At 43.7% G+C, this 19,167-nt stretch carries 19 protein-coding genes; 9 read left to right on the forward strand and 10 right to left on the reverse strand.

Going from position 1 to position 19,167, the window contains the following annotated elements; genetic code table 11:
- Positions 1–4 precede the first annotated feature (4 nt).
- The 4 genes from frr to rpsB all read right to left on the reverse strand — a co-directional run bounded on the left by frr (position 5) and on the right by rpsB (position 3,283).
- Entirely contained in the window at positions 5–562 is a 558-nt protein-coding gene (frr, locus tag GVO63_RS02330) for a ribosome recycling factor (RefSeq protein WP_159495212.1), read from the reverse strand.
- A 23-nt stretch (positions 563–585) separates the two neighbouring features.
- A complete protein-coding gene (gene pyrH / locus GVO63_RS02335) occupies positions 586–1,323 on the reverse strand; it encodes a UMP kinase (protein WP_105932280.1) in 738 nt (245 codons plus the stop codon).
- 234 nt (positions 1,324–1,557) lie between these two features.
- Entirely contained in the window at positions 1,558–2,430 is an 873-nt protein-coding gene (gene tsf / locus GVO63_RS02340) for a translation elongation factor Ts (RefSeq protein ID WP_159495213.1), read from the reverse strand.
- A gap of 121 nt (positions 2,431–2,551) precedes the next feature.
- Positions 2,552–3,283, reverse strand: coding sequence for a 30S ribosomal protein S2 (gene rpsB / locus GVO63_RS02345; RefSeq protein WP_159495214.1), 732 nt, complete (start codon positions 3,281–3,283; stop codon positions 2,552–2,554).
- A gap of 412 nt (positions 3,284–3,695) precedes the next feature.
- Here rpsB and map point away from each other — a divergent pair, with 412 nt between their 5' ends.
- From map to dapD, 3 genes are all read left to right on the forward strand, one after another.
- Positions 3,696–4,490, forward strand: a complete 795-nt coding sequence (map, locus tag GVO63_RS02350; RefSeq protein WP_014997567.1) for a type I methionyl aminopeptidase — start codon at positions 3,696–3,698, stop codon at positions 4,488–4,490.
- A 387-nt stretch (positions 4,491–4,877) separates the two neighbouring features.
- Positions 4,878–7,529 carry a [protein-PII] uridylyltransferase gene (gene glnD / locus GVO63_RS02355; RefSeq protein ID WP_159577984.1) on the forward strand — a complete coding sequence of 884 codons (2,652 nt, stop codon included), beginning with the start codon at positions 4,878–4,880 and terminating at the stop codon, positions 7,527–7,529.
- Positions 7,526–8,350: a 2,3,4,5-tetrahydropyridine-2,6-dicarboxylate N-succinyltransferase gene (gene dapD, locus GVO63_RS02360; protein WP_120960526.1), complete on the forward strand. Its 825-nt coding sequence runs from the start codon at positions 7,526–7,528 to the stop codon at positions 8,348–8,350. Before glnD ends, dapD begins: the two co-directional genes overlap by 4 nt.
- Positions 8,351–8,495: 145 nt before the next feature.
- Here dapD and GVO63_RS02365 read toward each other — a convergent pair whose 3' ends face one another.
- The 3 genes from GVO63_RS02365 to GVO63_RS02375 all read right to left on the reverse strand — a co-directional run bounded on the left by GVO63_RS02365 (position 8,496) and on the right by GVO63_RS02375 (position 10,189).
- The gene (locus GVO63_RS02365) at positions 8,496–8,945 is read right to left on the reverse strand and encodes a flavodoxin domain-containing protein (protein ID WP_159494216.1); all 450 of its coding nucleotides are present in this window, start codon (positions 8,943–8,945) and stop codon (positions 8,496–8,498) included.
- Positions 8,946–9,010: 65 nt separating this feature from the next.
- Positions 9,011–9,778: a tRNA pseudouridine(65) synthase TruC gene (truC, locus tag GVO63_RS02370; RefSeq protein ID WP_236552037.1), complete on the reverse strand. Its 768-nt coding sequence runs from the start codon at positions 9,776–9,778 to the stop codon at positions 9,011–9,013.
- 66 nt (positions 9,779–9,844) lie between these two features.
- Positions 9,845–10,189 (reverse strand): YqcC family protein, encoded by a 345-nt coding sequence (locus GVO63_RS02375; RefSeq protein WP_201284981.1) that lies wholly within the window; start codon positions 10,187–10,189, stop codon positions 9,845–9,847.
- A gap of 194 nt (positions 10,190–10,383) precedes the next feature.
- On the opposite strand from GVO63_RS02375, the gene GVO63_RS02380 reads away from it, so the two are divergent.
- Positions 10,384–11,433: a DUF3549 family protein gene (locus tag GVO63_RS02380; protein WP_159577985.1), complete on the forward strand. Its 1,050-nt coding sequence runs from the start codon at positions 10,384–10,386 to the stop codon at positions 11,431–11,433.
- The gene (locus GVO63_RS02385; RefSeq protein ID WP_159577986.1) at positions 11,434–11,736 is read left to right on the forward strand and encodes a DUF3301 domain-containing protein; all 303 of its coding nucleotides are present in this window, start codon (positions 11,434–11,436) and stop codon (positions 11,734–11,736) included.
- 943 nt (positions 11,737–12,679) lie between these two features.
- Here GVO63_RS02385 and GVO63_RS02390 read toward each other — a convergent pair.
- Complete coding sequence (locus GVO63_RS02390) at positions 12,680–13,327, reverse strand: GNAT family N-acetyltransferase (RefSeq protein ID WP_159494219.1); 648 nt, start codon at positions 13,325–13,327, stop codon at positions 12,680–12,682.
- A 199-nt stretch (positions 13,328–13,526) separates the two neighbouring features.
- Positions 13,527–13,892, reverse strand: a complete 366-nt coding sequence (locus GVO63_RS02395) for a DUF3192 domain-containing protein (RefSeq protein ID WP_159494220.1) — start codon at positions 13,890–13,892, stop codon at positions 13,527–13,529.
- A 321-nt stretch (positions 13,893–14,213) separates the two neighbouring features.
- Here GVO63_RS02395 and GVO63_RS02400 point away from each other — a divergent pair, with 321 nt between their 5' ends.
- Entirely contained in the window at positions 14,214–14,525 is a 312-nt protein-coding gene (locus GVO63_RS02400) for a hypothetical protein (protein WP_159577987.1), read from the forward strand.
- 16 nt (positions 14,526–14,541) lie between these two features.
- On the opposite strand, the gene syd is transcribed toward GVO63_RS02400, so the two are convergent.
- Positions 14,542–15,087, reverse strand: coding sequence for a SecY-interacting protein (gene syd / locus GVO63_RS02405; protein ID WP_159577988.1), 546 nt, complete (start codon positions 15,085–15,087; stop codon positions 14,542–14,544).
- Between the two features lie 143 nt (positions 15,088–15,230).
- Between syd and queF the strand changes: the two genes are divergently transcribed.
- From queF to ppnN, 3 genes are all read left to right on the forward strand, one after another.
- On the forward strand, positions 15,231–16,091 hold the full coding sequence (queF, locus tag GVO63_RS02410; protein WP_159577989.1) for an NADPH-dependent 7-cyano-7-deazaguanine reductase QueF: 861 nt from the start codon (positions 15,231–15,233) through the stop codon (positions 16,089–16,091).
- A gap of 75 nt (positions 16,092–16,166) precedes the next feature.
- A complete protein-coding gene (locus GVO63_RS02415; protein ID WP_159577990.1) occupies positions 16,167–17,720 on the forward strand; it encodes a GGDEF domain-containing protein in 1,554 nt (517 codons plus the stop codon).
- Between the two features lie 14 nt (positions 17,721–17,734).
- Complete coding sequence (gene ppnN / locus GVO63_RS02420; protein WP_159577991.1) at positions 17,735–19,099, forward strand: nucleotide 5'-monophosphate nucleosidase PpnN; 1,365 nt, start codon at positions 17,735–17,737, stop codon at positions 19,097–19,099.
- Positions 19,100–19,167: the final 68 nt, after the last annotated feature.

A 19,167-nucleotide genomic window follows, 5' to 3' on the forward strand; every position in this document is an offset into this window, starting at 1 on the left:
TTACTTATACTTCCATTAATTCTTTTTCTTTGTCAGCAAGCATGCTGTCAACTTTCTTAATGAACTCGTTAGTAATTGATTGAATGTTTTCTTCCGCTGCACGGCTCTCGTCTTCGCTGATCTCTTTTTCTTTAAGAAGATCCTTCACATCACCGTTGGCATCACGTCGAATGTTACGAATAGCGACACGGCCGCCTTCTGCTTCGTTGCGAACAACGCGAATTAGGTCTTTACGACGCTCTTCAGTAAGCGGAGGTAAAGGAATGCGAATTGAACCACCGGCGCTCATTGGGTTTAAGCCCAAGTCCGACTGCATAATCGCTTTTTCCACCGCCTGAATAGCGCTTTTATCAAACACAGTTAGCGCGAGTGTTCGGCTGTCTTCAGCCACAACATTTGCCACTTGCTTGAGCGGTGTGTCTACACCGTAATAAGGTACCATGATGCCGTCTAAAAGGCTTGGGTGCGCACGGCCTGTACGAATTTTGCTGAATTGGCTTTTAAGCGCAGTTAGGCTTTTTTCCATGCGCTCTTGCGCATCTAATTCAATTTCATCAATCACGATTTGTATCCTATTGTTCTTAATTAATCGTTGTCAGCGTGGCGAATAACAGTACCTTCTTTTTCACCCATCACAACACGTTTTAGGCAACCAGGCTTATTCATGTTGAATACGCGAATTGGCAAGCTGTGATCCCGCGCTAGTGTAAACGCTGACAAGTCCATCACTTTAAGCTCTTTTTCTAAGACTTCTTGGTAAGTCAGTTCGTCATAAAGCGTTGCTTCTGGGTTTTTCACCGGATCATCACTGTACACACCATCGACTTTAGTGGCTTTTAACACTGCATCAGCTTCAATTTCGATACCGCGTAAGCAGGCCGCTGAATCGGTGGTAAAGAAAGGATTGCCTGTACCGGCAGAGAAGATAACAACGCGGCCTGACTTGAGAAGACTAATGGCCTCTGCCCAATTGTATGCATCACACACACCGTTTAGCGGGATAGCTGACATCATACGAGCGTTGACAAATGCACGATGAAGCGCATCGCGCATGGCAAGGCCATTCATTACGGTAGCTAACATGCCCATGTGGTCGCCAACAACGCGGTTCATTCCCGCCTTAGCTAAGCCCTCGCCACGGAACAAGTTACCACCACCGATAACAAGACCAACTTGAACACCAAGTTCAACCAGCTCTTTAATTTCTTGTGCCATTCTATCTAGCACTTTAGGGTCTATGCCAAAGCCTTCCGCCCCCATTAGGGCTTCACCACTAAGCTTTAGCAAAATGCGTCGGTATGCTGATTTTGGTGTGATACTCATAGTTTGAATTGTCCTCGTAAACCCGTTTTGTCCTATGCATTTCAACGTATTATACGCAAAAAACATAGGACAAATCGCTTTCGTTATTCTGGCAGGCGCGTACCCATTTCGCCTAGCTTCACATTAACGTGTTGTGTTGGCAACACTAAAGACGTTCAGCTATAAAAAAGCACCTCCTAAGAGGTGCTTTGTAGTTTATCTAACTATTGCTTAATGCAAAAGATAAACACTCAATTATTTCTTAGCAGCAGCCATTTGAGCAGCTACTTCAGCAGCGAAGTCTTCAGTCTTCTTCTCGATACCTTCACCCACTTCGAAACGTACGAAGTTGATTACGTCTGCACTGTTGTTCTTAAGAAGCTCAGCAACAGAGATCGAAGGATCTTTAACGAAAGGCTGACCAGTCAAGCTCACTTCGCCAGTGAACTTTTTCATGCGGCCTGCAACCATTTTCTCAGCGATATCAGCTGGCTTACCAGACTGGATAGCGATTTCGATTTGGATTTCTTTCTCTTTCTCAACAACTTCTGCTGGAACGTTTTCAGGCTTAACGAACTGCGGGCTTGCAGCTGCAACGTGCATTGCAACGTCTTTCGCTAGCTCTTCGTCACCGCCAGTAAGAATAGAGATAACACCAATACGGCCGCCGTGGATGTAAGCGCCTAGCGTATCGCCTTCAACGTTGATAACGCGACGAGGAGAGATGTTTTCGCCGATTTTAGCAACAAGTGCATCACGCGCTTCGCTAACTTTAACGCCGTTCATGTCTGCGTCGTTAAGCGCTTCAATGTCGTTGATGTTATTAGCTGCTGCTACTTCTAGAAGCTCGTTACCAAACTTAAGGAAACCTTCGTCGCGAGCAACGAAGTCAGTTTCACAGTTTAGTTCAAGCATGGTCGCGCGACCACCTTCAACTTTAGTAAGGATAACACCTTCAGCTGCGATACGACCTGCTTTCTTAGCCGCTTTCGCTTGGCCTGATTTACGCATATTTTCAATGGCTAACTCAATGTCACCATCCGTTTCAACCAGGGCTTTTTTACAATCCAGCATACCTGCGCCAGTACGTTCGCGCAGTTCTTTAACTAGTGCTGCAGTCACTGCCATTTTTCAATTCCTCAGCATTAAATATAAATTCGTTAGGTAAAAGGGGCGATGCCGCCCCTCTCAATACGTTTCGTATTGTAATACTGCCATATTATCGGGATATGACAGTAGGCAATCAGAATTACTCTGCTGCTTCTACGAAGTCGTCTTGCTCAGCTTGTACTTCAAGGTTGCTTTCGCGACCTGAGTTGATAGCGTTTGCAGCAGCATCCAAGTAAAGTTGGATAGCGCGGATAGCATCGTCGTTACCAGGGATGATGTAATCAACACCGTCTGGGTTAGAGTTAGTATCAACAACACCAACAACAGGAATACCTAAGTTACGCGCTTCTGTTACAGCAATGTGCTCGTGATCTGCGTCGATAACAAAGATTGCGTCTGGAAGACCGCCCATGTCTTTGATACCGCCAAGGCTGTTTTCAAGCTTGTCCATTTCGCGCTGAAGCATAAGTGCTTCTTTCTTAGTTAGCTTATCAAACGTACCGTCTTGGCTTTGCTGCTCAAGTTCTTTAAGACGCTTGATTGACTGACGTACTGTTTTCCAGTTAGTCAACATACCACCTAACCAACGCTTGTTTACGTAGTACTGGTCGCACTTAAGAGCAGCATCTTTAACTGCTTCGCCAGCGGCGCGCTTAGTACCAACGAAAAGGATTTTACCTTTCTTAGACGCAACACCTGAAAGGTAGTTAAGTGCGTTGTTGAAAAGTGGAACCGTTTTTTCAAGGTTGATGATATGAACTTTATTACGAGCACCGAAGATGAAAGGCTTCATCTTTGGGTTCCAGTAACGAGTTTGGTGACCGAAATGCACACCGGCTTTCAGCATGTCACGCATAGAAACATTAGCCATTTTATTTTCCTCTTGGGGTTAGGCCTCCATATACCCCTTGTATCGATTCAGACCAACCTAAGTTGAACTGAACACCCCGATACGAAGTGTCGGTATATGTGTGTTTTAATAAAATAAATTTACCCTCTAAAACGGTGCCAAATGCACGTAGCAAAATGAGCTTTCCGTCAGGGCGCGCGCTTTATACCACAATCCCACCTGAGCCTCAAGTTTTGGGGGTAAAAAGCGACAATTTGAAACATTTGGGTCAAGGAAAGTGTATTCCCATTAACAGACACGCTTTATATCGCTGACTTTAGCAAATAAAAACAAGCAATATCATAACCTTACTAAGAATGACCTGAATAGTGTTATACTTCGTAAGTAATCAAAATTCTTCATACAACTAGTTTCAAACGATTTGAGAGGCGCTGTGACAGCTATTATCAAAACCCCAGAAGAAATCGAAAAAATGCGCGTAGCCGGTAAACTGGCAGCCGAAGTGCTTACTATGATAGGGCCCTATGTAAAGAAAGGCGTCACCACTGATGAGCTAAATACTATTTGCCACGATTACATCGTAAACGAGCAAAAAGCGGTACCCGCGCCTTTAAACTACGGCCACCCGCCTTTTCCAAAGTCTATCTGTACGTCTGTAAACCACTGCATTTGTCATGGCATTCCTTCTGACAAGAAACTGAAAGACGGTGACATCATCAATATCGACGTTACGGTCATCAAAGATGGCTATCATGGTGATACATCGAAAATGTTCGTGGTAGGTAAGCCTTCGATTCTTGCAGAGCGCCTAATTCGCGTTACCCAAGAATGCTTATATAAAGCAATAGAGCAAGTGAAGCCGGGCATGCGCCTTGGCGATATCGGTCATATTTGCCAAACCCACGCAGAAGCGCATAACTATTCAATAGTTCGTGAATACTGCGGCCACGGTATTGGTGCGAGTTTCCACGAAGAGCCACAAATTGTTCACTACGGTAAGCCAGGTACGGGTGATGTATTAGAGCCGGGCATGTGCTTTACCATCGAGCCTATGGTAAATGCAGGTAAGCGCTATTCAAAAGTGCTGCCAGACCAATGGACTGTGGTGACTAAAGACAGAAGTTTAAGTGCTCAGTGGGAACATACCCTGTTGGTTACAGAAACTGGAGTTGAAATACTTACGCTTCGTGAAGAAGAAACCTTAGAACGCGTCATCTCTCACGGGTAGTCTAAGCCAATATCAAAGGCGACGTCTATCAATTGCAATAATAAGGATTTCCACTAAAACGGCTGCAAAATCTGCAGCCGTTTTCTTTTTACCCACCCTGCCCTTCGTTAAAAATTTTACGGTTATACCAGTCCGCATAGATAATTACCCACTCAGCGGGAGTTAAAATGTTCGTAATCGCGGCGTGTCACCGAAGGTATAGTCGTTCTACATCAAGGTGACACAACAAAGAGTAGGAACATTTTGAAGACGCTACACACCTATAACAAAAAACCATAAATATTCACAATTTAACCTAACTTATGCATGAATTTGCTACTGCGCACCACCATCAATTCATGTTATTGTTCATAGCGTCTAAAAAGAAGTCTATTTCGAAGGTGTATTTTGACGCTGCAATCACTGATAAAGAATATCGACACTATAAGCTCTGTTGATGAAATCCCCACGATTAAGTCGTGTGTGGAAGCCAGTTATGTCTGGATTACAAAGTCCTTCGATACTACACCGGTCAATCAGCTTGTTACCGGCCGAGCGCAATTTGTCGATGCACTACTTTGTCACCTTTGGCAACTCTATGGTTTAGATACCGTCGACGAATTATCGCTTTGCGCGGTTGGTGGTTATGGCCGGGGGCATTTGCAACCTCACTCTGACATCGATTTACTCATTGTCAGTAGAAAGAAACTAAAACCTGAAGTCCAAGAAAAGATTGGCCAATTTATTACCCTTTTGTGGGATATTAAACTAGACGTAGGTCAGTCCGTTCGAACAATTAAAGAAACCGTTAAATTAGCTAAAGACGATATTACTATCGCGACCAACTTAGTTGAGAGCCGTTTCCTTTGCGGCAGCGAAACCACATTTGAAAAACTATGGGATGAGGTTAACGGTCGAAACTCATGGTCGAGCAAAGCGTTCTTTTCTGCGAAATATGATGAGCAGAAAAAACGTCATGCAAAATTTAACGGTACTGCCTACAACCTTGAACCTAACATCAAGGAAAATCCGGGCTGCCTTCGCGATATCCAATCCATTGGCTGGGTAGCCAAAAAGCATTTCAAAGAATACGACGGCTGGAACTTAGTCGGCCACGGTTATTTTACCGAGCAGGAGCACAGTGAACTCATCGCGTGTCGCATGCATCTTTGGAAAATGCGTTGTGCACTGCACTTAATTGCCGGCAGAAGTGAAAACCGATTACTTTTCGATTACCAACCTGATGTTGCCAAAATGATGGGGTATGGCGAAGAGGGTAAATCCTCAGTAGAAAAAATGATGCGAGATTTCTTTCGCACAGTAGCCCGTGTTTCAGAACTCAACCAAATGCTGCTTCAACGCTTCAAATATGACATGCTGAATCAAAGTGTTCAGAAAAGCGTGATCATAAACGAAGATTTTGAGCTGCTCGATAATATGATTTCGCCACGACACGAAACCGTATTTGCGTCCCCTGAGGCAATTTTAGATTTTCTGCATTTGGTAGCTAACACGCCGGAAGTACAGGGGCTCAGTACTATCTGTATTCGGCTGCTGCGCAACGCTCATCGCGCTTTTGAAGCTGAATACTATGTAGAGCGCCCCCTGTGTCGCGAAAAATTCATGCGCTTAATGAAACAGCCAGAGTTTTTTGACTTTGCATGGGACGTCATGCATCAATACGGTATTTTACAAGCTTATCTTCCTGAATGGGATACCATTGTAGGCATGATGCAGTTTGACCTATTCCATGCTTACACAGTCGATGAACACACACATCGCTTGGTTAAGCACGTAAACTACTTTTTCTCAAAAGAGAATAAAGATTTTCCGCGATGCGGCAGAATTTGCAGAAACCTTGATAAACCCGAGGTGCTTTATATCGCGGCAATTTTCCACGATATAGCCAAAGGCAGAAACGGCGATCACTCTACGCTTGGTGCTCAAGATGTAGCGAAATTTTGTGAGCAGCACAATGTGCCTGCCGAAGACGCAGAAATGATCGCTTGGTTAGTTGAAAATCATTTACTTATGTCGGTAGTGGCACAACGTCGGGACATCTACGATCCTGATGTTATCAGCGAATTCGCCAGTGCGGTGAGAAGTCACAATCATCTCAATCTACTCTACACGCTAACACTTGCCGATATTCGTGCAACCAATGACAACCTCTGGAACGACTGGAAAGCGTCGCTTCTCCGTGAACTGTATTTGATGACGCAAAAGGCATTGGACAATGGATTGCAGTGCCAAGTGACGCTTAATGAACGCGTAACGACTCACAAACACCAAGCACGACAGATTCTTCAAGAACGCGCAATAGATCCCATTGCCATTGATGCGCTCTGGGCAAGACTTGATGACGACTATTTTGTTCGCTTCAAGCCTACACAAATTGCATGGCATACCGATGAAATTATAAAAGCGCAGAATGAATGGCTTACACCGGAACACGACGGACTGTTGGTTAAGGCAAACGATAACAGTGCAAAAGGTGGTACTGAAGTGTTTGTCTATGGGAAAGATAGAAAAGCCTTATTTGCCCAGGTCGCTTCTGTATTAGACAGTCGCAACTGTTCGATTCACGACGCCCACGTCACTGTGACCAGAGACGGCTATGTATTTGATAGTATGATAATTCTTGAAAATGATGGCAGCCGTATAAGTTCTGAGTCTCGTATTTCATCTATTGAAAATGCCATTTCTGCACAACTTGAAAAGCCGGGACGTTCGCACGAAAACAAGCGCAAATTACCTCGGCAAATGAAACAATTAGACGTCCCAACCAAGGTTCGTTTTTTCAGTATCAACGACGAAGCCACGCTTATTGAGTTAGAAGCCCTGGACGCTCCGGGCATTTTAGCTAAAATTGGGCACGCATTCGTTGATACTAATATGACGCTAAAGCTTGCGAAAATCGCCACTATTGGCGAGCGAGCTGAAGATATTTTTATCGTCAGCAATGACGCTGGCAAAGCATTAACCCAAGAACAACAGGTAAACCTCAAAAAGCGGATCCTGTTTAAACTCGACCAACTTGAAGATATCACAATACCATGAATGAATTGAAAGCCATTATTGAAGACGCCTTCGAAAATCGCGACAACATTAGCCCTTCATCTGCACCTGATGAAGTAAGAGATGCAGTAGCACAAGCTATCGACCTGCTTAACAGCGGTAAAGGCCGTGTTGCAGAAAAGATTGCCGGCGAGTGGGTAGTACATCAATGGCTGAAAAAAGCTGTTCTACTTTTCTTCCGTCTTCACAACAACGATGTCATTGAAGGCGCTGAAAGCAAGTTTTATGACAAAGTACCACTGAAGTACACCAACTATACGGCAGAGCAGTTTGCGGCAGACGGCGCGCGTATTGTTCCGCCAGCAGCGGTACGCACGGGTACCTTCGTAGGGAAGAACGCAGTTGTTATGCCTTCTTACGTAAACATTGGAGCATTTGTTGACGAGGGCACCATGGTTGACACATGGGCGACCGTAGGCTCTTGTGCGCAAATAGGCAAGAATGTTCACCTTTCAGGTGGCGTGGGCATTGGTGGCGTATTAGAGCCGCTTCAAGCAAACCCTACTATCATTGAAGACAACTGTTTTATCGGCGCGCGTTCTGAAATCGTAGAAGGCGTGATTGTTGAAGAAGGTTCCGTTATTTCGATGGGCGTTTACATCGGTCAAAGCACGCGCATTTACGACCGCGAAACCGGTGAAATTCACTACGGTCGTGTACCAGCAGGCTCGGTAGTAGTAGCGGGTAACCTGCCAAGTGCCGATGGTAAATACAGCCTTTACGCCGCTATTATCGTGAAGAAAGTAGATGCGAAGACCCGCGCCAAAGTAGGTATCAACGCGCTACTTCGCGGCGTGGAATAAGGCGTTCAACAAGCGGGCTTGTTAGCGCATGTGGCGCTGACGCCCCACGTCTTGTAGTAAACTCCAGTCCGCATAGATAAATACATATTAAAAGAGGCGCACGAGCGCCTCTTTTTATTTGTAATCCACACTGTATTTTTGACGCTTACGCCAACAGCTTATCTTTAATGCTGTTAACCCACTCTACAACATCTTTTTCCGGCTCTAGAGTTTCAATAGCGTCAACTTCTAGCATATCGGCAACCGCGTTACCTTGAAGCTCTGTAAGTAGCGCCTGAAACTGTTTGCCAGCGCCACAGAAGCTTTCACCATAGCTACTATCGCCAAGCGCTGCCACAGCGAATGGCTTGCCGGCTAACATAGGTGATTCGTCTTTCAAATCAGAAAATACAAACTCAAGGTTCGGTGGAACATCGCCTTGGCCTGTCGTAGAGGTGATAATCAAAAGTGCGTCCGCATCAGTAAAATCCGCAACCGACGGGTCGCTTTCTAATGAGCAATCCACCCCCTGCTCAGCTAAGTTTTCTTCCACCTGCTCAGCTACGTGTTGCGCGTTGCCATATACGGTACCCGCAATAATTTTCAATGTTGCCATTTTTACCTCTTAACCAATAATCGTCGCCCTAGTCGACAGGCGCAAATACTCTCTATTTTATCAAGCTAAACGCTGTACGGCGTAAGCCTCTCAAGCAATTGTCGCATTTCACTGTGCATATCTGAATTAATTGTTGTCCACTTGCCTGTAACAGGATGACTAAAACCCATGGTTGTACAACTTAAGGCCAAATTATTAAAATTAAAGTGCTGCTTGGCGAATTTATTTTGTTTGCCATCCCCATGGGTTGTGTCACCAATAATGGGGTGACGGATATGCACCATATGTCTACGAAGTTGATGTTTCCGTCCGGTACTCGGTGAAAGCTTAACCAACGAATAACGTGCACTTTGATATTTGCCCACAGGTTCCGGTACTTCGAATTTTGCTACTGCTTGATACATTGTTGATGCGGGCTGTGGAGCCTGCTGAGGGCGTTTATGTTTATCTGCAATTTTATCATAGCGGTATTTTAGGGCGTAATCGATATACCCGGTGTGATGCACAAAACCGCGAACAAGGGCGTGATACGTTTTTACAACCTGTTTGTCCATCATTTGCTGCCCCAGCTTTGCTGCTATTTCAGAGCTAAAACTGAATACCAACACCCCAGATGTAGGTCTGTCCAGACGATGGGCAGGAAACACATGGCGGCCAATTTGGTCTCTCAGTGTCTGCACGGCGAACACAGTTTCATGTCTATCAATGGGGCTCCTGTGTACTAATAGGCCCGGCGGCTTCTCAATTGCGATAATGTGCTCATCTTGGTACAACACGGGTAAATGAAGAGCATTAACACTGCCTTCTTCACCAACGTTTGCCTTTCCTATTATTTGCTCATCTGAATGCACAGTTAATTTGCCTTTTTAAAATCGTTCTGCATAGTGCATTGGGTTTGCTCACCCAATGTCTCCATTGGCAATGTTATCAATTCTTTGTAGCTGAGACAGGGTGCGATGATTCGCCGATGATAGGTATATTTGTGCTGCAGGCGTAATTTGCATAGGCGGCAAAGGCTTTTCCTGCGTCAACAAAATGCGCATTTTTGGAATAAAAATAAAAGCCAACCAGCTCTCAAACGCTAAACAGTCGACCGCAAAAGGAACCGCACTTTCCATAGCATTTTTGAGGTCTTGTTCACTCGGTTTTGCGCCAGGCCAGATACCGTCTTGTTGCATATCAATTTCTAATTGTAGCAGTGCTTTACTCAAGGCAATGTGACAGGCGCTATTCGTTATGTTCACAACTTCTCCGCAATACAAAAACGCTTCAATTTAAGGCGCGCAGTATATCAGGGGCTTAAGGTCAACATAAGTCAATGTGGCTTATCGTTGAAAATGTTTAGCTGTGATACCATTAACTCTCTTTGTCGGCGGTATCTTAAAAGTGCGAATATACCGTAACGAATTTTGATTTGAGCAGTATTTTGGAACGACTTATGAGCGCGAACAGTATTAATTCTATCAGTGAGTTTTTGTTACACGCAGGCACTGAATATCAAATTTTTGATCTCGGCCGCCGGCTTGTACCCACAGATAGCCAAACCTTTCTAGAGATAGAGAATGGTAGCGCTTATGCGCCCTTCCCACGCCAGCAGCATGCGTGGTTTGGCGTCGTTTTTTGGAGCAAAAATGCCTCTACACAACACTATATTTGGTTTGTTAAATTGCCACTTGATGAACAAGGTTTAGTGATTGCCGCGGCGAAAAATCATTTTTTAGAGATTATTGTTGATGCTCTAGGACAATCTGTCGCTGAGGATACGAAAAACGCGCAAACTTTGCCTGATAACCCTTATTCGTTTGTCCCGAATCAATCACAACTCGCTCAGTTTAATGCATTGGTTAAACGCACGTTAAACCAACCCTTAAGTGAAGAGGCGCAAAAAGTTGAGGCATATATCCAAGCACCACAACTTGTCGACTGGCAGCAGATCTCGATGCAAAACGTGGCCGATTTTGTATATCGCTTAAGCATGCACCCAAGACGAGATGCTCTAGAGCATGCGATTGAAACCAATACTTCGCTTTACTCGGATGTTTTTTTGAATTCCTTAATGGAAATGAGTGAGAGCGTTTCTTTGTCTGAAGGTTTGTTAGCGGCATACCTGAACGAAATAGATTGTCGAGACGACATCAACCTAGCTGCGCTTAGAGGCACCTCAGAAGGCACCTTTAACTTAACGATAAATACTAAGTTGCTTAGTCTATTAAAAAGCGACAAGTCATTAAGATTAGATATTTTAAGCGTTATCGCAGCCCGTCATTTCGAGCAAATGGAACCTTTGCTGCTTAGCGCCTTTTTAGAACAGGCGGCAAAAGTTGACGAAAAAGACGATCATCAAGGCGCCTTATTTGCGGGCTTTTTCTCAGATTTAGTGCAAATCCCGAAATTGCGCAGACAAGTACTCACGCTCTTGCATTCAAAAGCAAACTCAAACATTCTCAGCAATGCATTTCAGCAATTGTTTGAACAAGCGAGAAAATAGATGACCTTACTTGAGTTAGTGGTGTGGATGGTGATCGGGTTTGCAGGCTATCAATTTTGGCGAATTCGAGCTATTTCCGAGCGAACGAACGCGTATCTGTCGCAATACTGCGAAACACATGGTTTACAGTTGTTAAGTATAGCTAGAGCCAAAACACGATTTTCCTTCAAATACGGGAAACCAGACTGGCACAGCTTATTCAACTTCGAATTTTCAAGCAATGGCGAGGACCGATATACCGGCGAAGTTGAGTTGATAGGTGTAAGCGTGATACGCACTGAGGTACCACCGCATAGGGTATAGATATTTCGCTATTTGGCTGTGCGCTTGCTTGACGGGTAAACAGCTCATCCTTTTGGTACTAGAGCAAGAATCAAAAAAAAGGGGAACCTGACGGCTCCCCTTTTTCCTGGAATTTTGAGTATCCTTCTCCGCGATCCCTTGCGACTAAAATCTTCCCGATTAAAATCCGTATACGCCCCTTTCCATCTACTCTCGCGACTTCCTGTGCGAGCTACACTTCCATGCGCAGGTCCCTTTCCTTTGCTCCATTTAAACTGCACATCCTACATGCAGTGTTCCTCGTCCTAAGGCTGTCCTTGTCAGGCTCCGCTGACCTTCCCTTCCTTCATTCCCTTTTAAGCTGCACATCCTGCTACAACTATGCTATTCCTTCAGCATGTCCCTCTTTTCGTCCTTGGTTTGCTCGTCCATGCAAAATCATCAATCCTGAAAAGGCTTTTCCTTGCCGTTGGCTCCTTGCCACCGTTATTCCTAACCCTTTGCTACATCCTGTCGTGATGTCCTATCACACAAAACGTCCTTTATCCTTTTCAATATCCCTATTAATGCAGTTCCCTTCTGCGTTCCTTTTCCTTCGACTCACTGCCCTGTGAGATTCTCTTCCGTAAGTTGTCCTACCTCTTTCCCTACATGATTTCCTTGTTCAATCCGTGACTCGTCGTGTTTCCTTGTGACATGTTCATAGTATCCCTTCCAAATATTACTGCCATGTTGAATTACAGTAATTTTAAGAAGTTTTTTTTACTACTTTTGGCTAAATTAAGAAAATTCTTTTAAAATCATAGACTTTATACTTTCGTATAATTTTAGATTGATAAATTTAGGTAAGATCACGCACAGAGTTTGTAAGACATATCCTACAAACTCTGTCATAAATTTAACGTTGATAAGATGGGGAGGGTTAGAATGGTGTAAAAATCAAACAATAGTAATTTAAAAAGCATCACTTTCGACGAAACATGACATCGCCATTTACATGTGAAAGGCTCAACTGACCGACGACGTTATAATTATCATCATTAAAGAATGAACGGTGTTTATCTATCGTAACAAAAACCGATATCCCCTCACTCTTTTCATCCTCTTCAACGACACTGTCTATAGCGCCGAGTAGTATATGGCCAAGACCATGATGTTGATAATCGGGATGGACTGCAATAAAACTGAGCATGTGAAAATTGTCTGCAGGTACGAGCGACCTGACTTTTTCTTCTTTCTCAAGCATCTGTTTGGTACCAAATAAGCCGGCGGTCAACAACATTCTCAGCCGCCAGTGCCAATATCTGCCGGAACCAAATGCTGCGTCTGGAGCCGTTAAACAGGCAACCGCTATTAATCGCTCTTCATCAAAAAGACCAATCATGGGCTGCTCTGCTACCCAAAAGGCGTTTAACTCCTCACGAATAGCAGAGCGAAGGCGACTTTCATAGCCCTCTTTCTCAGCTTGAAAAATATCAACAAAAAGAGGGTCATCGACATAAGCATTGTAAAGAATAGAGGCGGCAACCTTGAGATCGTCAACCGTTAGATATATCGCTTTAACTGTATTTTGAAGCGGGGCTAACGCACCGTCTATCGCATTGTTGTTCATCGGGGCTCCTCAAACGCAAAGTTTTTAGGCTGCATCTAACCAATACAGTGATATGCGTGATTTCGATCCGAAGATGCAGTCTTAATCAGACATTTCAACTGTTCAAACTTTACCCTACGCGAAAACCCCGAGAATGTTAACCTTTTATTAACATTTAAAGTATTGAGTAAACGTCAACATATGCGATGTAAAAGGACGATTAATGCATCAAACTGTACGCACTGTCTCCCCAACCGACAAGATTACCATCTCTAAATACGAGCGGCGTGCATTCATCTTTTGTTGTAATACCATCACCCATAGTTTTCTGCGTACGGTAGTAAAGTACGCGATAAGTGCCATCCTGTTTCTCGAACAGCTCATTAAAATCTGCAACTCCCATTTTTCTCAATACACTCTCATAGCTTGTCCCTTTCTCTAGATTAGCTATGTGTTTGCGATTATTGAACTCTCTATCTTCCCAATCAGCACTGTAGTGACTATCTGAACCGCCGCCGACTGATACAACACAGCCTGACAGAAGAAGTGAAGAGGCAAGAGCAGCAGAAAGAAATAGTGTTTTCATGTGTGTTCCTTAACTTTATGTATTTATTAATTAATGTATCTGATGGTATTTTTATGAACGTTCGAGATTACGGCTTGATTCGACAGCAGTTCCTCTATTTATCGACAATAGTTCGACACAGACTTAGCCTGCCCAAATTGATTGATAAGCAAGGTAAACAAGAATAAGGCCAAAATAATAACCAATTGATATATATTGCTTTTTATAGGAAACGCACGATACAGCAACTTTTAAAATTAGTGAAATAATTAACAATTTGGTTAAATTCACCATTTGAACGAGCTAAACTATACCTAATTTCAACATATCGTTTTTTTCATCATGAACAACTCAAATTTACAACAGCTGCACGCGTTGTGCCTTCAAATCCACAAGGAAGGCAAGCCACTTTCCGTTGGGATTTTGCGAGCGAAAGCACCGTTTAAAGTGTCAGTAACCGAAGCCATTGAAGCCGTAAAGCGCTTTAACGCTCACAAACCTTCCATAGATAAACAGAGAGATAATGGTTCAGAGAAAAGAAACGTTGATTTGCCGTTGAGTCGTGGCGATCTTTATGAGCGCATTGATACCTTGGAAAAAGAGGTAGCCGAGCTCAAGCAGGTTCTACAGAAGCTCTTAAGCGACATAAAATAGCAAAGGTCAACAGCCCCTAGTGTGGAATAGGCGTAAGCTGCGCTAAAAACGCAGCGAGTGAAGGCGCAAGAATTTGGGCAGGTTCTTTCCCCACCTGTTCAAGTGCAACTTCGCCACTATCGTTAACTAGGGTTAGAATAAAATCTTCCTCATCGGTAAGTCCAAAAAATAAGGTAGGCGCTTGCTTGAGTCGCTCTTTCATCAATAAATGACCAATGAGGTTTTGCTGAAGTCGCGCAAAGTCTTCGTGGTTAAATACCTGAAGCAGTTCGCAATTACCCTGAGGCGCTTTTGCCTTGAGGTTGTCACTAAAGTAGGACGTAAAATAAGTACAGTAATCTGGATGAAGCTGTAAAGACAGCGCTTCCTCCACATTATCGAAAGAGAGCTTCGGCGCTTGTCCTTTTGGTGTCCACTTTACCCATTCACCATCCTTGGCAGTTTCTTCATAACAAGGCGATGGCCAATCACTATCAAAAACAATTTTGAGCCCTTCGCTTTTCGCTTCTTCGACATAAGATGATACAAATTTATGTAATTGTTCTGAAATTGTTAGAGCCATTGTGACGTTACCTGCGTATTTTTGGGGTACACTATACTACTAAATAGTTAAGTCAATACTAAGGGCGTTGAGCTTCGCCGCTCTAGTCCACATGGTTTAGAGCGTGTTTACTACGCCTCCTGATAGAAACATAAAAGGGTCTTATGTCGACTGACAACTCACCTAAAAAAATTATTATCTCTGCACCTGATAACCTTTCTTTGGGTAAAGAGGTTGACTACGAATTTGAATATAATCCGAGTTTACTGCAGGGGGTACCACGCAGTCTAAGCCGTGACACTTTGCATCTCGTTGATAAGGAACTTCCATTTGACGGTATCGATACTTGGACAGGCTATGAACTCTCGTGGCTTAACTTAAAAGGCAAGCCTTGCATTGCAATTTTAGAGTGCTTTGTTCCAATCACCTCGGAAAACTTAATTGAATCGAAATCCTTCAAACTATATTTGAACAGCTTCAATCAAACTAAGTTTGCCTCTGCTGATGAAGTAAAAAAAGTATTGCAGAGTGACCTATCTGCATGTGCAGGTCAGCCTGTAGAGGTAAATTTAATATTGCCACAGCAATTTGACAGCCTTAAGTTTAAAGAATTTGAAGGTATTTTGTTGGACGAGTTAGATATAGCTATTGAAGAATATTCCCCCAACTCACAATATTTGAATGTGGATGAACATCGCAAAGACGTGAAAGAGACACTTGTTTCGCACTTACTTAAATCTAATTGTTTAATAACAAGTCAACCAGACTGGGCTAGTATTCAAATTAGATATGAAGGGAAAGCAATAGCGCACGAAGGGCTTTTAAAATATTTGATTAGTTTCAGACAGCATAACGAGTTCCATGAACAATGTGTTGAACGAATATATAGCGACATTATGCGTGAGTGCAGCCCTGAAAAATTAACCGTGTGTGCGAGATATACGCGAAGAGGTGGGTTAGATATAAACCCCTTCCGCTCAAATTATGAAACGCCCTATTCCAATCATCGTCAAGCGCGTCAGTAGAAATAGCGGTGAAGTTAAGCATTGTCAGATTAGCTAAAATTCCGCTTTTAAGCGAATGAGAATAAAGACGAGAGTATGGAAGCAAAACAATTACAATCCCTAAAACAAAATAACACGCTTCTTTGTCAGTTTATTGTGAAGCTCTCTGCTTTTTACGAGGGCTTTTCCGATAAGATAGATACCGAACTTAAAATTTTAAGAGGGCATCTTTCGGGTACGCCTAATTTTACCCTAGCCGCAGTAAGTATCGACAAGTTGAACAAATCTCTTCAACATCAAGAGATAACACTACGGAAATACAGTGTAGATACGATTTCATCATTAGAAGACGCGATGAAACAACTACAAAAAATCGTCTTTGAAGATAGCGAACTCAAAGCGCTCACCACGCAGGAACTGATTAAGCTCAATCAGCCTGTAACCGACATTTTTAGTATCTACAAATTATATGCGAAAGCTATTGCATTGCATCGCATCGCACTCAATAAAGAAATGGTGGGTTTGTCGCCTGTAGCGTCGTCTGAAAACGATGAAAAGACAAGCGACACCGGGGAAGCCCGTTCACTAAAAGACCATAGCCCACACTACCGCTCGATTCTGGTCGAACTCAATCATTTAATCGCCTCGTATGCACAAAAGAAGCCTGACGATCAGCAGCTAAATGATATCAAACAAAGACTTGATGAGGGTATGGACGAAGACCAACTACTCAAAAGCTGCGTCGTCATTTTACGAATGATAGTGCAAGACGCGATGTCTGAAGCAAGTTTGACGGGTAAAGTTATTCAGAGCCTCCATCGTTCACTTGGCGAAGTGAGTAGCGATGTCAAAAGCACCATAGAAAATAGTCAATCTCAGTTTGAACAACGGCGTGCCGGCAATGAAAAAATTATTCGCCACATTAGCCATATTGAAGAGGCGGTATCTGAAAGCGAGTCTTTCGAGCGATTGAAAGAGCAAACTCAACATTGTGTAAACGAACTCGTAACCACGCTTAGCGAGCAGCAGAATAATGATCAGCAGAGTCAAGAAAGATTGTTGACCCTGCTCTTTTCCATGCAGTCGCGTATTGAAACACTGCAGCAGCAGACCAGTGTGTATAAAAAGAAGATTGCCGAACAAGCCATGCAGAGTCGAACGGACGCACTGACTCGTCTCCCCAACAGACAAGCGTACAATGAGCGTCTTGAAGCTGCATATAGCAATTTTAAAGCACAAGGAGGCACGTTAGCAGTGGCGGTGGTCGATATCGATTTCTTCAAATCTATAAATGATAGGTTTGGACACGCCGCCGGCGATAAAACATTGCAAGTGGTTAGCAAGTTCCTCAAACAACACCTGTCAGAAGATGAGTTTATCGCAAGATGGGGGGGAGAAGAGTTTGTAATGTTGCTACCAGAAACCTCGATACAAGATGTTGATAAAAAACTTAACGAAATCCGAACTAAACTTGCAGCGATGCCATTTAAGTTTAAACAAGAAAAAGTAAAGATTACCGCCTCATTTGGCGCCACATGTTTTAGTGAAAACGATACTACCGAATCTGTTTTTGAGCGCGCCGATGATTATCTTTATAGAGCAAAACGCAATGGCCGCAATCTCGTTGTCACTGACCTAAGTACAGATTAATAGGACATAGACGTATGAAAAAGGTACAGCTCAACCCCGTTGGCTGGATGAGCCAGTTATCGCAGGCCGAGGTCGCTCGTCTTCAAGATGCAGCAAATAGCGAGCTTTTCGACATGTTCAGAAATTGCTGTTTAGCCGTGTTGAATAGCGGCGTTGACGAAGATAACTTTGAAGCCCTATTTGCCCCTTTCGAAAACTTCGAGATTAAACTGATACGTCGTGAGCGAGGGGTGAAAATTGAGTTAATCAATCCCCCTGAAGTGGCTTTTGTCGATGGTGAGTTAGTTCGCGGCGTCCATGAGCACTTATTTGCGGTGCTTCGCGATTTGCTTTACATGGGGAATAAATACGCCTTTCTTCATCAATCGGCCCCTGCCGAAGGCAGTGAAATTACGGATATGCTATTTGACATGCTACGTCATGCCCAAGCACTTGAGGGCAACGACGGCGTTAATACCATTGTTTGCTGGGGCGGCCACTCCATCAATCAAACAGAATACAAATATACAAAGGAAGTAGGCTATCAACTCGGTCTTCGCGATATGAATATTTGCACGGGATGTGGCCCGGGCGCCATGAAAGGACCGATGAAAGGAGCGACAATAGGCCACGCAAAACAGCGTCATAAAGCTGGACGCTACATTGGTATCTCTGAACCGAGTATTATTGCAGCCGAGCCCCCAAATGCTATTGTGAATGAATTAATCATCATGCCTGATATCGAGAAACGATTAGAAGCGTTTGTTCGACTGGGTCATGGCATTATCGTCTTTCCCGGAGGGGTTGGTACCGCAGAAGAACTGCTTTATCTTCTTGGCATTTTAATGAACGAACGTAATGCCCAACAACCCTTTCCATTCATATTAACCGGGCCGGCGGGCAGTGAGGAATATTTTGAGGCAATTGACGAATTTATTGGGGCGACGTTAGGTGCAGAAGCACAGTCAAAGTATCAAATCATTGTCGACGACCCTGAAGAAGTAGCCCGTACGTTAAATCGAGGACTTGAAAAGGTTAAAAAATTTAGAGGGGCAATGGGAGATGCATTTAGTTTTAATTGGTCATTAAAAATTGAGCATGATTTTCAACAGCCTTTTATCCCGACCCATGAAAGTATGTCAGCCCTCGAACTTCACCTTGATCAAAATAAAAGTGAGCTTGCCGCCAATTTACGCAAAGTATTTTCCGGTATAGTCGCCGGGAACGTGAAGGCAGAGGGCATCGCTCAGATTAAAAAGCATGGACCTTTTGAACTCACCGGTGACAGTGCCCTCATGAAAAGGGTGGATGTGCTATTAGAGTCTTTCGTTAAACAACACCGTATGAAATTACCCGGCAGTGCGTATAAACCTTGTTATGTTATCAAGGACATGAGTTAGAAATACGTTTTATATGACGTATTTGCTTACGATTACCACTTATGTTTCGCACGCATTTTGCGGTACAC

The sequence above is a fragment of the Alteromonas sp. KUL106 genome (assembly GCF_009811415.1).
GTDB lineage: Bacteria > Pseudomonadota > Gammaproteobacteria > Enterobacterales > Alteromonadaceae > Alteromonas.